Origin of the sequence: Clavibacter sp. MX14-G9D, from assembly GCF_032917815.1 — a bacterium.
Taxonomy (GTDB): domain Bacteria; phylum Actinomycetota; class Actinomycetes; order Actinomycetales; family Microbacteriaceae; genus Clavibacter; species Clavibacter michiganensis_K.
The window spans coordinates 1-12,882 of record NZ_JAVCVL010000064.1; the positions used below are offsets into that span (position 1 = coordinate 1).

The window sequence follows — 12,882 nt, forward strand, 5'->3', positions numbered from 1 at the left end:
GGGGCGGCGTCCGCCGGAGCCGACTCCGCCGACGCCGCCGTCGGCGCGGGAGCGGGCGTCCCCGAGACGGCGACGGGGGCCGGTGCCCCCGTCACGTCGGTCGCGGCGTGCGCCGGCAGGCCGGTCGCGAGCAGGGCGGCGGACAGGGCCGTTGCGGTGACGGCGGTGAGCAGGGGGCGGATGGGACGGACGCGCGTGCGCATGGCTTCCTCGGAGTCGGAGGCGGTGTACCGACGGAGCGCGGGCGACCTGCCTGGTCGGTCCGTGCGTCGGATTGGCTTCACCGTATCGGCGCGGGCGACCCCGGGAATCGCTTTCTGATCACGGATTCATCACGCGAGGAGATCTCATCCGCGCGGCGTCCCGCGGGGATGACGAAGCGGATCCGGACGGGGGATGACACGGCGGCACCGCGCGTGCTAGGCGCCCGCGGTCCGCTCGCAGGCCCACGCCGTAGGCTGACGGGCATGCGCCGCAGCACCTACACCGCGACCGCCGTCACGTACGGCTCCGTCGGCGGCACCCAGGCCGTCGACCTCATGACCTACCCGCCCGAGGGCTACCGTCCCGCGGAGGCGAGCGCGCGGCTCGGCAGCGGCGACGAGCGCTTCGAGCAGGCCGTCGCTCTCCTCATGACATGGGGCGTGCAGCGCGGGGCCGGCATCGAGGTCACGCGCATCGAGCAGGAGGTCCCGGACGACCCGGGCTACGCCGGGCTCGAATTCGACGCCGAGGGCGCCCCCCAGGTGCCCGTCGACCGCCCGCGGGAGACGCTGTACGGCGACGACGGCACCGCCTGGATCACGTCGGGCACGTCCGCGGTCCTGCGCATGCCCTTCGGGCCGTTCCACCCCGAGGCGCCCGTCCGCGTCGTCTACACCGTGCAGGAGACCGACCGCGTCGGCTTCGCGTACGGCACCGTGCACGGCCATCCCTTCAGCGGGGAGGAGGCGTTCCTCGTCTCCCGCGAGCCCGACGGCAGCGTCTGGCTCACCCTCCGCGTCTTCTCCCGGCCGGCCACCTGGCCGCTGCGGCTCGTGAGTCCCGTCCTGCGCGTCCTGCAGGGCGTCTTCATGCGCCGCTACCTGCGCGCGCTGCACCCGGCGGTCGCCTCCGCCTGATCCGCGGCGGCGCGCGCGCGTCAGCTCGCCGCGAGCCCGTCGAGGTACGCCATGACCTCGTCGTGGCCGATGGCGAGGTCCGGGACCACCAGCGCGGCGTGGGCGTCGGGCAGGCGCAGCGCGTCCACGCCGTAGGCGCCGGTGGCCACGGCCACGAAGGGGAAGCCCGCGGCCTCGGCGGCCACGCCGTCGGCCGGGGTGTCGCCGATGATCACGACCCGCGCGCCCGTGAGCGCCTCGGCGGCGCGGCGGGTGAGGTCGCTGCGGATCCGCGCCTCGTGGCCGAAGAACGACGCGTCCCAGTCGAAGAGGTCGACGTCCAGGCCCGCCCCGTCGAGCTTGTACCGCGCCCGCAGCGGCGAGTTGCCGGTCAGGAGCGCGTTGGTCCAGCCGCGCGCGGCGACGACGGCGACGAGGCGCGGCACGCCGACCGGCACCTCGCGTCGGCCCGGGCCGTAGTGCTCGACGCGCGACATCTCCTCGAGGTGCCCGCGCACCGCAGGGTGCAGGGTCTCGGGCAGCCCGTAGACCGCGAGGGTCTCCCAGATGATCTGCCCGTCCGTCTTGCCGTGCGCGTGCACGGTGCGGTCCTCGAGGGCCTCGCCGGCCGCCCGCTCGATGGCGCGGTGGTACATGCTCCCGGAGCGCGGGCTGTTGAGGAGCAGGGTGCCGTCGACGTCCCAGAGGACGTGCAGCGGCCGGGGAGCGGGGGCGTCGGTCATGCCCCCATCCTGCCGGAGCAGCGGCGCCCGACCGGACGGCCGCGGACCGGGGCGGGCCCGGGCCGGGGGATGATGGACGGATGCCGTCCGCCCTGCCCCTCGCCGATCCCGCCCCCGCCGACGGGCTCCTGCCCGCCTCCGCGGCCGACGGCGCGGACGCGCGCGCCTTCGGCGTGTACCTGCACGTCCCCTTCTGCCGCGTGCGCTGCGGCTACTGCGACTTCAACACGTACACCGCACCCGAGCTCCGCGGCGTGAAGCAGTCCGACTACGCGTCGCAGGCCGTGCAGGAGGTGCGCTTCGCCGGATCCGCGCTCCGGGAGTCCGGCGTCCCCGCGCGTCGCGCCTCCACCGTGTTCCTCGGCGGCGGCACGCCGACGCTCCTGCCCGTCGACGACCTCGTCCGCATGCTCGACGCGGTGCGGGAGACCTGGGGCCTCGCCGACGGCGCCGAGGTCACCACCGAGGCGAACCCCGACAGCGTCGACGACGCCTACCTCGCCGCCCTCGCGGCGGGCGGGTTCACGCGCGTGTCCTTCGGCATGCAGTCGGCCGTGCCGCGCGTGCTGGCGACGCTCGAGCGCACCCACGACCCTGCCCGCATCGCGCCGGTGGTCCGGGGCGCCCGGGCCGCCGGCCTCGAGGTGAGCCTCGACCTCATCTACGGGACGCCGGGGGAGACCCTCGACGACTGGCGCGCCTCGCTCGAGCAGGCGATCGCCCAGGAGCCCGACCACCTCTCGGCATACGCGCTGATCGTCGAGCCGGGCACGAAGCTCGCCCGGCAGATCCGACGCGGCGAGGTGCCCGAATCCGACGAGGACCTGCAGGCGGACATGTACGAGCTCGCCGACCGGATGCTCGGCGAGGCCGGGTACGAGTGGTACGAGGTGAGCAACTGGGCGCGCGGCGGCCGCCGCAGCCGCCACAACCTCGCCTACTGGCAGGGCCACGACTGGTGGGGCGTCGGCCCGGGAGCGCACAGCCATGTGGGCGGCGTGCGCTGGTGGAACGTGAAGCACCCGGCCGCGTACGCCGACCGCGTGCTCGCGGGGGCCTCGCCGGGCGCGGGCCGCGAGACGCTCGACGACGCGACGCGGGAGGTGGAGCGCGTCCTCCTCGGCGCCCGCATCCGGGACGGGCTCGCGATCCCCACGCTCACCGCCGAGGGCCGTCGTCAGGTCGCGGGACTCATCGCCGACGGGCTCGTGGACCCCCGCGCCGCGCTCGCGGGCACTCTGGTCCTGACCCTGCCGGGGCGCCTGCTGGCCGACGCCGTCGTGCGGCGGCTCCTCGAGGACTGAGCGGGCGGCGCGCCGGTCCCACGGCCGGTCCGCCGTCCGTCGGCTCGGCTCAGAGGACGACCGCGCCGACCTCGTCGCCGGACTCGCGCTCCAGGTCGCTCCGCTCCACGCAGAACTCGTTGCCCTCGGGGTCGGCGAGCACCACCCAGCCGCTGCCGTCGGCGTTCCGGCGGTCGGCGACGAGCGCGGCGCCGAGCGCGATCACGCGCTCGACCTCCTCGTCGCGCGTCCGGTCGTCGGGAGCCAGGTCGAGGTGCACGCGGTTCTTCCCGGTCTTCGGCGCGTCCACCCGTTGCAGGATGATGCCGAGCCCCGACACGGGGTCGCCGAGCCACGCCGCGTCCTCGCCGGGGAGGTTCGGGTCGTCCGGGTCCTCCGCGAAGCCGGTCACGCCGGCCCAGAAGAGGGAGAGCGCGTGCGGGTCGCGGCAGTCGATGGCGACGTGCCGGATCCGGGCGCTCATCGGCGACCGCCTACTTGATCCACCGGATGTTGAGCGGGTAGCGGTACGGACGGCCGCTCTGGACGCGGACGCCGCCGATGATCGCGAAGACGATGTTGACGACGACCACCGCGAAGATCACGAGGCCCAGCAGCACGCTGATGAGGATGCCGAGGATCGGGATGACGACGAAGATCGCCTGCAGCACGTTCAGGATGACGAGCGCGCCGACCACGTTGATGGTCCAGTTCGTCGCCTCCTTGCCCTCCTGGTCGGTGAAGCGGCCGCGCTCGCGGAACACGAGCCACACGATGAAGGACGGCACGACGAGGATCGCGAGGAAGTGCGTGAGGGACGCCCACAGCCGGTCCTCGCTCGGGGTGAGCGGGGCGGGAGCGCCGTAGGGGTGCGGGTCGGGTGCGGTCATCGCCGGGTGCCTCTCGGTGCGCGCGTCCGCCGGACGGCCGGCGGATCGCGGTGGATCGTGGATGGGCCGGGCAGGACCTGGCCTCCTCACGGTACCGCCGTCGACGCGCGACCGGCAATGCCGGGCACGCGGATCCAGGCGGTACGATTGGCAGTCAGAACCGACGAGTGCCAGGAGGGAGCCGCCATGGTCTCGGAACGCGGGCTCGACGTCCTCCGGGTGATCGTGCAGGACTACGTGTCCTCGCGCGAGCCCGTGGGCTCCAAGTCCATCGTGGAGCGCCATGCCTTCGGCGTCTCGGCCGCCACCATCCGCAACGACATGGCACTCCTCGAGGAGGAGGAGCTGATCGCGGCGCCGCACACGTCGTCGGGCCGTGTCCCCACCGACAAGGGCTACCGCCTCTTCGTCGACCAGCTCGCGGACGTGCGTCCGCTCACGCCGGCGCAGCGGCAGGCGATCCACGTCTTCCTCGGCCAGTCCGTCGACCTCGACGACGTGCTCGCGCGCACCGTGCGCCTCCTCGCGCAGCTCACCAACCAGGTCGCGCTCGTGCAGTACCCGTCGCTCGCCACCAGCCACGTCAAGCACGTCGAGCTCGTGGCGCTCTCCGCGACCCGCGTGCTCACGGTGCTCATCACGGACACCGGCCGCGTCGAGCAGCGCGTCGTCGAGCTCGCGGGCGACCCGGACGACGCCTTCCTCGCGGTGATGCGCACGCGCATCAACCAGGCCGTGGGCGGCCTCGGGCTCGCGGAGGCGGCGACGCGGCTGGAGACGCTCTCCGACGAGGTGGAGCCCGACCAGCGCGCGGCCGCGTCGGTCCTCGCCGGCACCCTCGTGGAGCAGGTGCTCGCCAACCGGCAGGAGCGGCTGCTGCTCGCCGGGTCCGCGAACCTGGCCCGCACCGAGCGGGACTTCCCCGGCAGCATCTCGCCCGTCCTCGAGGCCATCGAGGAGCAGGTGGTGCTGTTGCGCCTGCTCGGCGAGATGGAGGCCGACCAGCACGGCGTCTCCGTGAGCATCGGCCGCGAGAACGCGCCGTTCGGCCTCGGCGAGACGAGCGTGCTGACCAGCGGCTACAGCTCCTCCGGCGGCGTGCTCGCACGCCTCGGCGTGCTGGGGCCGACCCGCATGGACTACTCCACCAACATGGCGTCGGTGCGCGCGGTCGCGCGCTACCTCTCGCGCCTGCTCGAGGAGCGGTGACGTCCGCACGCCGGCGCACCGCCCCTGTTCCCCACGACCATCACCACCGAAGGGCCCCACGTGGCTGACCACTACGAAGTACTCGGCGTGAGCCGCGAGGCGACGCCAGAGGAGATCAAGAAGGCGTACCGCAAGCAGGCGCGCCAGCTCCACCCGGACGTCAACGACGCCCCCGACGCGGCCGAGCGCTTCAAGCTCGTCACGCACGCCTACGACGTGCTGTCGGATCCGCAGCAGCGCCAGCAGTACGACCTCGGCCCGCAGGCCGGCTTCGGCGGCGGCGGCCAGGGCTTCGGCGGCTTCGGGGACATCTTCGAGACCTTCTTCGGCGGCCAGCAGGGCGGCGGCGGACGGGGTCCGCGCTCCCGGCAGGAGCGGGGCCAGGACGCGCTGCTGCGCGTGGAGGTCGAGCTCGACGAGGTCATCTTCGGCGTGCACCGCGACCTCGAGGTCGACACGGCCGTGGTCTGCGACACCTGCCAGGGCTCGTGCGCGCAGCCCGGCACGAGCGCCGTCACGTGCGACATCTGCCGCGGGTCGGGCAGCATCCAGCGCCAGGTGCGGTCCCTCCTCGGCAACGTCATGACGTCGAGCCCCTGCGGCACCTGCCGGGGCTACGGCACCGTCATCCCGCACCCGTGCCCCACCTGCCAGGGACAGGGCCGCGTCCGCGCGCGCCGCACCGTGCCGGTGGACATCCCGGCCGGCGTCGACACCGGCCTCCGCCTGCAGATGCCGGGCTCCGGCGAGGTCGGCCCGGCGGGCGGCCCGAACGGCGACCTCTACCTCGAGATCAAGGTCAAGCACCACGAGGTGTTCAGCCGCAACGGCGACGACCTCCTCGCCACGGTCGAGGTGAGCATGGTCGACGCCATCCTCGGCAGCGACGCGCACATCGAGGCGCTCGACGGCGCCGTGGACCTCGAGCTGCGACCCGGCATCCAGAGCGCGGAGATCATCACGGTCCGCGGCCGCGGGGTCACGAAGCTCCGCGGCTCCGGGCGCGGCGACCTGAAGATCGGCATCCAGGTGGTCACGCCCCAGAAGCTCGACCACAAGGAGCGCGACCTCATCCAGCAGTTCGCGAAGCGCAACAAGGCGCCCGCGCCGCACCTCGCGCACTTCCAGCAGGGCCTCTTCCAGAAGCTCCGCGACCGCTTCCTCAACGTCTGACCGTGGCGCACTTCTACCTGGCCGACGACATCGGCGCGTCGGACCTCGCGGTCGGCCGCCTCATCGTGCTCGCCGGCCAGGAGGCCCGGCACGCCGTGACCGTGAGCCGCGTCCGCGCCGGCGAGGGCATCCTCGTCGGGGACGGCCGCGGCACCATCGCCGCCGGCACCGTCGCGGCGGTGGAGCCGCAGCGCCTCGAGCTCCGGGTGGACTCGGTCGAGGTGCACCCGGAGCCGACCCCGCGCGTCGTGCTCGTGCAGGCGCTCGCCAAGGGCGACCGTGACGAGCTCGCCGTCCAGGCGGCGACCGAGCTCGGCGTGGATGCGGTCATCCCGTGGCAGGCGCAGCGCTCCGTCTCCCGGTGGGAGGGCGCGAAGGTCGCCAAGGGCCGGGACCGATGGCGCGCCATCGTCCGCGAGGCGGTCAAGCAGTCCATCCGACCGCGCGTGCCCGAGGTGGAGCCGCTCGCGACGACGGGGGACCTCGTGCGGAGGGCCGCGACCGCCCGCGTGCTCGTGCTCGACCCGACGGCGGGAGCCCGGCTGTCCGGGCTCGACCTGACGACGGCCGACGGCGGCGCCCCGACCGACGTGCTCCTCGTGGTGGGGCCCGAGGGCGGCATCAGCCCGGCCGAGGTCGAGGCGCTCCGGGCCGCCGGGGCGATGCCCGTCGCACTCGGCTCCGGCATCCTGCGCACCTCCACGGCCGGTCCGGCGGCGCTCGCGCTCGTCAACGCCGCCCTCGGTCGCTGGTGACGCCGCAGGTCGCGCGTAGGCTGGGCGCATGACCACAGCCCCCGAGCCCACCGTCTTCGAGCGCATCGCCGCGCGCGAGATCCCGGCCGAGATCGTCGCGGAGACCGACCGCGTGATCGCCTTCGAGGACATCGCGCCGAAGGCCCCCGTGCACGTCCTCGTCGTGCCCAAGTCGGGCGCCTACCGCGACGTCGTGGAGCTCGCCGCGGGCGACCCGGGGCTCCTCGCGGAGGTCGTCGAGGTCGCGTCGCGCGTCGCGGCCGAGCGCGTCGGCGGGCAGTTCCGGCTCGTGTTCAACACGGGCGCCGACGCGGGGCAGACCGTCTTCCACGTGCACGCGCACGTGATGGGCGGCTTCGGCGGCTCGGAGGACCATGTCGGGCTCTGACCCGCGGGGCGGCGCGTCCGCGGACGCGGAGGACCGCGTCGAGCAGACGGCGACGATGGACGGCGTGCTCATGGTGCGCCTCCTCGGGCCGCAGGACCGGCTGCTCCGGCAGATCGAGCGCGAGCACCCGGACGTCGACGTCCGGGTCCGCGGGAACGAGATCACGCTCGTCGGCACCCGGGCGGGCGTGGCGTCCGCCCGCCGGCTCATCGACGAGGTCGTGGCGATGGTGGAGGACGGACAGCACGTGGAACCCCAGGAGATCGAGACGAGCGCCCGACGGCTCGGCGAGGACGACGCGCGGACCCTGTCCGACGTGCTGAGCGAGGCCATCGTGCAGTCGCGCGGCCGCACCGTCCGGCCCAAGACGCAGGGACAGAAGCAGTACGTGCAGGCGATCGACGAGAACACGATCGTGTTCGGCATCGGCCCCGCCGGCACCGGCAAGACCTACCTCGCGATGGCCAAGGCCGTCCAGGCGCTGCAGCGCAAGGAGGTCGAGCGGATCATCCTCACGCGTCCCGCCGTGGAGGCCGGCGAGCGCCTCGGCTACCTGCCGGGTTCCCTCACCGACAAGATCGACCCGTACCTCCGGCCCCTGTTCGACGCGCTCAACGAGATGATGGACCCCGAGCTCGTGCCGAAGCTCATGGCGTCCAACACCATCGAGGTCGCGCCGCTCGCGTACATGCGCGGGCGCACCCTCAACAACGCGTTCGTCGTGCTCGACGAGGCGCAGAACACCACGCCCGAGCAGATGAAGATGTTCCTCACCCGCCTCGGCTTCGGCTCGAAGATGGTGGTCACGGGCGACATCACGCAGGTCGACCTGCCGACGGGCTCCAGCGGCCTGCAGCTCGTGACGCGCGTGCTCGACGGGATGGACGACATCCACTTCTCCCGCCTCACGAGCGACGACGTCGTGCGGCACACCCTGGTCGGCCGCATCGTGGACGCGTACACGCGCTACGACGCGGAGCGCCAGGCCGCCGATCACCTGCGCGCCGAGCGCCGCACCGCCCCTGGGAGCACCCGATGAGCATCGAGATCAACAACGAGTCGGCGATCGAGGTGGACGAGCCGACCATCCAGCGCCTCGCCACGTACGCGCTCGACACCCTGCACGTGCACCCCGACGCGGAGCTCGCCATCGTGATGGTGGACGAGGGCGCGATGGAGCAGCTGCACGTCCAGTGGATGGACGAGCCGGGCCCCACCGACGTGCTGAGCTTCCCCATGGACGAGCTGCGTCCGGGCACCGAGGACCGACCGACGCCCGCCGGGCTCCTCGGCGACATCGTCGTGTGCCCGCAGGTCGCCGCCGAGCAGGCCGTGACCGCCGGTCACTCGACGCTCGAGGAGATCCTGCTGCTCACCGCGCACGGCATCCTCCACCTGCTCGGCTTCGACCACGCCGAGCCCGACGAGGAGCGCGAGATGTTCGGGCTCCAGCGCGACATCCTGATCGGGTTCGCCATGAGCGAGCGCGGTCGCTGACCCGACCGCCGATGCTCGCCCTCCTCCTCCCCGCCTTCCTGCTCGTCGTCCTCGGCGGGCTGTTCGCCGCCGCCGAGTCCGCCATCTCCTCGCTGTCCCGCGCCGACATCCAGGAGCTCGCGCTCACCTCCCGGGCCCGGCGGTCGATGCTGGCCATCTCGACGGACACGGGCGCCTACGTCAACTCGCTCAGCTTCGTCCGCATCGTCGCCGAGACGAGCGCCGCGGTCCTCGTCACGCTGGCGCTCGCGTACACGATCTCCGAGTGGTGGATCACGCTGCTCGTGGCCGCCGCCATCATGACGGCCGTCTCCTTCGTGCTCGTGGGCGCGAGCCCGCGCTCGGTCGGCCGGGTGCACGCGCGTCCGCTGCTCGCCGCGACCGCGCTCCTCGTGCGCGGGATCCGGGTCTCCATCGGCCCGGTCGCGGACGCCCTCGTGGCGCTCGGCAACCGGGTCACGCCGGGCCGCCCGAAGACGGTCGCGACCTTCACGAGCGAGGAGCAGCTGCTCAGCATGGTCGACGAGGCCACGGAGCTCGAGGTGCTCGAGGAGGACGACCGCGAGCTCATCCACTCGATCTTCGAGTTCAACGACACGGTGGTGCGCGAGGTCATGATCCCGCGCACCGACATGGTCGTCGTCGAGCAGACCGTCCACGTGGGCAGCGCGCTCGGCCTCTTCCTGTCCCGCGGCATCTCGCGGGCGCCTGTGACGGGCCGCGACTCGGACGAGATCGAGGGCGTGCTGTACCTCCGCGACCTCGCGCGGATGGTCCACGAGCGGCCCCAGGAGGCGGAGCGCACCACCGTCGACCAGCTGGCGCGGCCCGCGGTGTTCGTCCCCGAGTCGCAGAAGGCGGACGCGCTGCTCCGCCAGATGCAGCTGGAGTCCAACCACCTCGCGATGGTGGTGGACGAGTACGGCGGCATCGCCGGGCTCGTGACGCTCGAGGACCTCATCGAGGAGCTGGTGGGCGACATCAGCGACGAGTACGACCGCGACGTGCCCGAATACGAGGACCTGGGGGACGGCGTGTACCGTGTGAGCGCCCGGCTCCCCATCGACGAGCTGGGCGACCTGTTCGGGCTGGAGCTCGACGACGACGACGTGGACAGCGCCGGGGGGCTCCTCGCGAAGACGCTCGGGCGCCTGCCGGAGCGCGGGTCCGTGGTGCACGTCGGCGGGCTGGTCCTCACGGCCGACCGGGTCGAGGGACGCCGCACGCGCATCAGCACGATCCTCGTCGAGCGCGACCGCGCGGCCGACGCACCCGACGACCACGAGGCGGCCCCCGCGGGCGCCGCCGCCAGCAGAGGACACGACCATGACTGATCCCCGCGACGACGACCCGGCCGGCTCCGCGCCCGCCGACGAGACGGCGGACCGCACCGCCGGCTCCGCGCCCGCCGACGACACCGCGCCGGCCGAGCCGGCGCCCCTGTCCGACGAGGCGTGGGGGATCGACCGCGACGCCGAGCCCGCCCGCACGAAGCGGAAGCCCCGCGGCGGCGCTCCCGCCTACCGCGCCGGGTTCGTCTCGTTCGTCGGCCGCCCGAACGTCGGCAAGTCGACGCTCACCAACGCGCTCGTTGGCGAGAAGGTGGCCATCACGAGCTCCAAGCCGCAGACCACGCGGAAGGCCATCCGCGGGATCGTGCACCGGCCCGACGGGCAGCTCATCCTCGTGGACACGCCCGGCATCCACCGCCCGCGCACGCTGCTCGGCGAGCGGCTGAACGCGCTCGTGCAGACGACGCTGGGCGACGTCGACGTCATCGGGCTGTGCATCCCCGCCGACGAGCGGATCGGCCCGGGCGACCGCTTCATCAACGAGCAGCTCGACGAGTACCCCCGGGCGCGCAAGGTCGCCATCGTCACCAAGACCGACTCCGCGTCGCGCCACGCCGTCGCGGAGCAGCTGCTCGCCGTGCAGGAGCTGCGCGAGTGGGACGCGATCGTCCCCGTGTCGGCCGTCGAGGCGATCCAGCTGGACGCGCTCGTGGGCGAGCTCCTGAAGGCGCTCCCCGTCTCCGAGCAGCTCTACCCGTCCGACGCGGTCACCGAGGAGGGGCTCGAGGCCCGCATCTCCGAGCTCATCCGCGAGGCCGCGCTCGAGGGCGTGCAGGACGAGCTGCCGCACTCGCTGGCCGTCACGATCGACGACATGATCGAGCGCGAGGACAAGGAGCTCCTCGAGATCTACGCGAACCTCTTCGTCGAGCGCGACAGCCAGAAGGGCATCGTCATCGGCGCCCAGGGCTCGCGGCTGAAGCACGTCGGCCAGGTGGCGCGTGCGCAGATCGAGCCGCTCGTCGGGAAGCGCGTGTTCCTCTCGCTGCGGGTCAAGATCGCGAAGGACTGGCAGCGCGACCCGAAGCTGCTCGGCCGACTCGGCTTCTGAGCCGCCGGGCGGGCACGGTCGGCCCGAGCGACGCGGCGGGCGTACATCCCGCGGATGAGATGGGACCGCCTCCGCGGGGATCCTCGGCCCGCGGAGGCCTGGCGCGCCCGCCCGGCACGTACGGTGGTCGCATGCTCCGACGGATCCCCAGGTACCAGCTCGTCCTGGACGTCGCGCTCGCGGCGGCGTTCGTGGCCCTGCTCGCACCCGGCTCCGTGGGCGTCATCGCCGCCAGCGCCCTCGGCGTCTTCGCGTTCGCGACCTCCGAGGTCTCGCTCGTCCTCGTGCTCGTCATGGGGGCGGCGCTGGCGCTCCGCCGCGTCTCGCCCGGGGCGTCGCTCGCGGTCGCCTGGGCGGGCGCCGTCATCCAGATGGGCGCGGGCGCCGGCGTGGAGCCCGGCGACCTCGCCATCGCGGGCGTCGTCTACTGCACGGCGGCGTACGGCGGCCGGGTCGTCCGCGCGCTGGGCCTCGCCTCCGCCATCGTCGGCGGCGTCGTCGCGGCGTCCTACCTCTCGTACGCCGCGGGTCGCGTGCCCGTCGGCAGCGCCGCCCTCGGGACGGGAGAGTGGACGGCGTTCGCCACCCTCTGGCTGTTCCTGCTGCTGTGCGCGTGGAGCGTCCTCCTCGCCTCCTGGACGGCCGGCCGTCTCGTCGTCGCATCCCGGGCCTCGCACGCGAGCCGGGACGCGCAGGCCGCCGCCGAGCGCGACCAGGCCCGCGCGCTCCACGACGTCGTGGTGGAGCAGGAGCGCAACCGCATCGCCCGCGACATGCACGACGTCGTCGCCCACTCGCTCGCCGTCGTGATCGCGCAGGCGGACGGCGCCCGGTACGCGCGGCAGGTGGATCCGGAGGCCGCCGACCAGGCGCTCCGCACCATCTCCACCACCGCCCGCCAGGCGCTCGGCGACGTGCGGATCCTCCTGGCGCAGCTGCGCCACAGCGAGGACGACACCCCGCAGCCCGAGCTCAAGGAGCTCAGCGACCTCATCGACCAGATGCGCTCCACCGGCCTCACGATCGGGTTCGTCGAGACCGGCCGTCCGGGCGAGTTCGGCACGGGCCAGCAGCTGGCCGTGTACCGGATCGTGCAGGAGGCACTGACCAACGTGCTGCGCCACGGCGACGTCGGCCACCCCGTGGAGGTCGAGCTCGCGTGGGCACCCGACGGCGTCTCGGTCGCGGTCCGCAGCCGCACGCTCCCGGACCCCGTGCGCCCCGCGCGCACGACCACCGGCATCATCGCCCTGCCCGTCCTGCCGCCCGCGCCGGTCACGCCCGCGCCGCCCGTGGGGCACGGCCTCGCCGGCATGCGCGAGCGCGCGACGCTCTCCGGCGGCCGCTTCTCGGCGGGCGTGCGCGAGGGCGTGTGGACCGTCTCCGCGTGGATCCCGTTCCCCCCCGCCACCCGCCCCGTGCCCCGCGTGCCCGTCCCCGG

At 73.8% G+C, this 12,882-nt stretch carries 14 protein-coding genes and 1 pseudogene; 11 read left to right on the forward strand and 4 right to left on the reverse strand.

Translation table 11 applies throughout. The annotated features are described in order from the left end of the window. A pseudogene (locus Q6969_RS07455) lies at positions 1-203 on the reverse strand (glycoside hydrolase); the annotation flags it as partial. 264 nt (positions 204-467) lie between these two features. Between Q6969_RS07455 and Q6969_RS07460 the strand changes: the two are divergent. Further along, positions 468-1,121 (forward strand): DUF1990 domain-containing protein, encoded by a 654-nt coding sequence (locus Q6969_RS07460; protein ID WP_317229866.1) that lies wholly within the window; start codon positions 468-470, stop codon positions 1,119-1,121. Positions 1,122-1,141: 20 nt separating this feature from the next. Here the strand turns inward: Q6969_RS07460 and Q6969_RS07465 are convergent, their stop codons facing one another. After that, positions 1,142-1,843 carry an HAD family hydrolase gene (locus tag Q6969_RS07465; protein WP_317229867.1) on the reverse strand — a complete coding sequence of 234 codons (702 nt, stop codon included), beginning with the start codon at positions 1,841-1,843 and terminating at the stop codon, positions 1,142-1,144. A gap of 80 nt (positions 1,844-1,923) precedes the next feature. Here Q6969_RS07465 and hemW point away from each other — a divergent pair, with 80 nt between their 5' ends. Further along, a complete protein-coding gene (hemW, locus tag Q6969_RS07470) occupies positions 1,924-3,147 on the forward strand; it encodes a radical SAM family heme chaperone HemW (protein ID WP_317229868.1) in 1,224 nt (407 codons plus the stop codon). Between the two features lie 49 nt (positions 3,148-3,196). Here the strand turns inward: hemW and Q6969_RS07475 are convergent, their stop codons facing one another. Both Q6969_RS07475 and Q6969_RS07480 read right to left on the reverse strand, forming a co-directional pair. Then, complete coding sequence (locus Q6969_RS07475) at positions 3,197-3,610, reverse strand: VOC family protein (RefSeq protein ID WP_317229869.1); 414 nt, start codon at positions 3,608-3,610, stop codon at positions 3,197-3,199. 10 nt (positions 3,611-3,620) lie between these two features. After that, positions 3,621-4,016 carry a DUF4870 domain-containing protein gene (locus Q6969_RS07480; RefSeq protein WP_094115774.1) on the reverse strand — a complete coding sequence of 132 codons (396 nt, stop codon included), beginning with the start codon at positions 4,014-4,016 and terminating at the stop codon, positions 3,621-3,623. Between the two features lie 186 nt (positions 4,017-4,202). On the opposite strand from Q6969_RS07480, the gene hrcA reads away from it, so the two are divergent. From hrcA to Q6969_RS07525, 9 genes are all read left to right on the forward strand, one after another. Beyond that, positions 4,203-5,225, forward strand: coding sequence for a heat-inducible transcriptional repressor HrcA (gene hrcA / locus Q6969_RS07485; protein ID WP_317229870.1), 1,023 nt, complete (start codon positions 4,203-4,205; stop codon positions 5,223-5,225). A 60-nt stretch (positions 5,226-5,285) separates the two neighbouring features. Then, on the forward strand, positions 5,286-6,398 hold the full coding sequence (gene dnaJ, locus Q6969_RS07490) for a molecular chaperone DnaJ (RefSeq protein WP_104291238.1): 1,113 nt from the start codon (positions 5,286-5,288) through the stop codon (positions 6,396-6,398). A 2-nt stretch (positions 6,399-6,400) separates the two neighbouring features. Further along, on the forward strand, positions 6,401-7,153 hold the full coding sequence (locus Q6969_RS07495; RefSeq protein WP_317229871.1) for a 16S rRNA (uracil(1498)-N(3))-methyltransferase: 753 nt from the start codon (positions 6,401-6,403) through the stop codon (positions 7,151-7,153). 28 nt (positions 7,154-7,181) lie between these two features. Continuing rightward, positions 7,182-7,541, forward strand: coding sequence for a histidine triad nucleotide-binding protein (locus Q6969_RS07500; protein WP_317229872.1), 360 nt, complete (start codon positions 7,182-7,184; stop codon positions 7,539-7,541). Continuing rightward, positions 7,528-8,580: a PhoH family protein gene (locus Q6969_RS07505; RefSeq protein WP_317229873.1), complete on the forward strand. Its 1,053-nt coding sequence runs from the start codon at positions 7,528-7,530 to the stop codon at positions 8,578-8,580. The genes Q6969_RS07500 and Q6969_RS07505 overlap by 14 nt, the downstream gene beginning before the upstream one ends. Next, positions 8,577-9,038, forward strand: a complete 462-nt coding sequence (gene ybeY, locus Q6969_RS07510) for an rRNA maturation RNase YbeY (protein WP_094115780.1) — start codon at positions 8,577-8,579, stop codon at positions 9,036-9,038. The genes Q6969_RS07505 and ybeY overlap by 4 nt, the downstream gene beginning before the upstream one ends. A gap of 11 nt (positions 9,039-9,049) precedes the next feature. Continuing rightward, positions 9,050-10,372, forward strand: coding sequence for a hemolysin family protein (locus tag Q6969_RS07515; protein WP_317229874.1), 1,323 nt, complete (start codon positions 9,050-9,052; stop codon positions 10,370-10,372). Then, on the forward strand, positions 10,365-11,441 hold the full coding sequence (gene era / locus Q6969_RS07520; RefSeq protein ID WP_317229875.1) for a GTPase Era: 1,077 nt from the start codon (positions 10,365-10,367) through the stop codon (positions 11,439-11,441). The genes Q6969_RS07515 and era overlap by 8 nt, the downstream gene beginning before the upstream one ends. Positions 11,442-11,572: 131 nt before the next feature. Then, the coding region (locus Q6969_RS07525) for a histidine kinase (protein ID WP_317229876.1) at positions 11,573-12,882 on the forward strand (1,310 nt) is incomplete at its 3' end.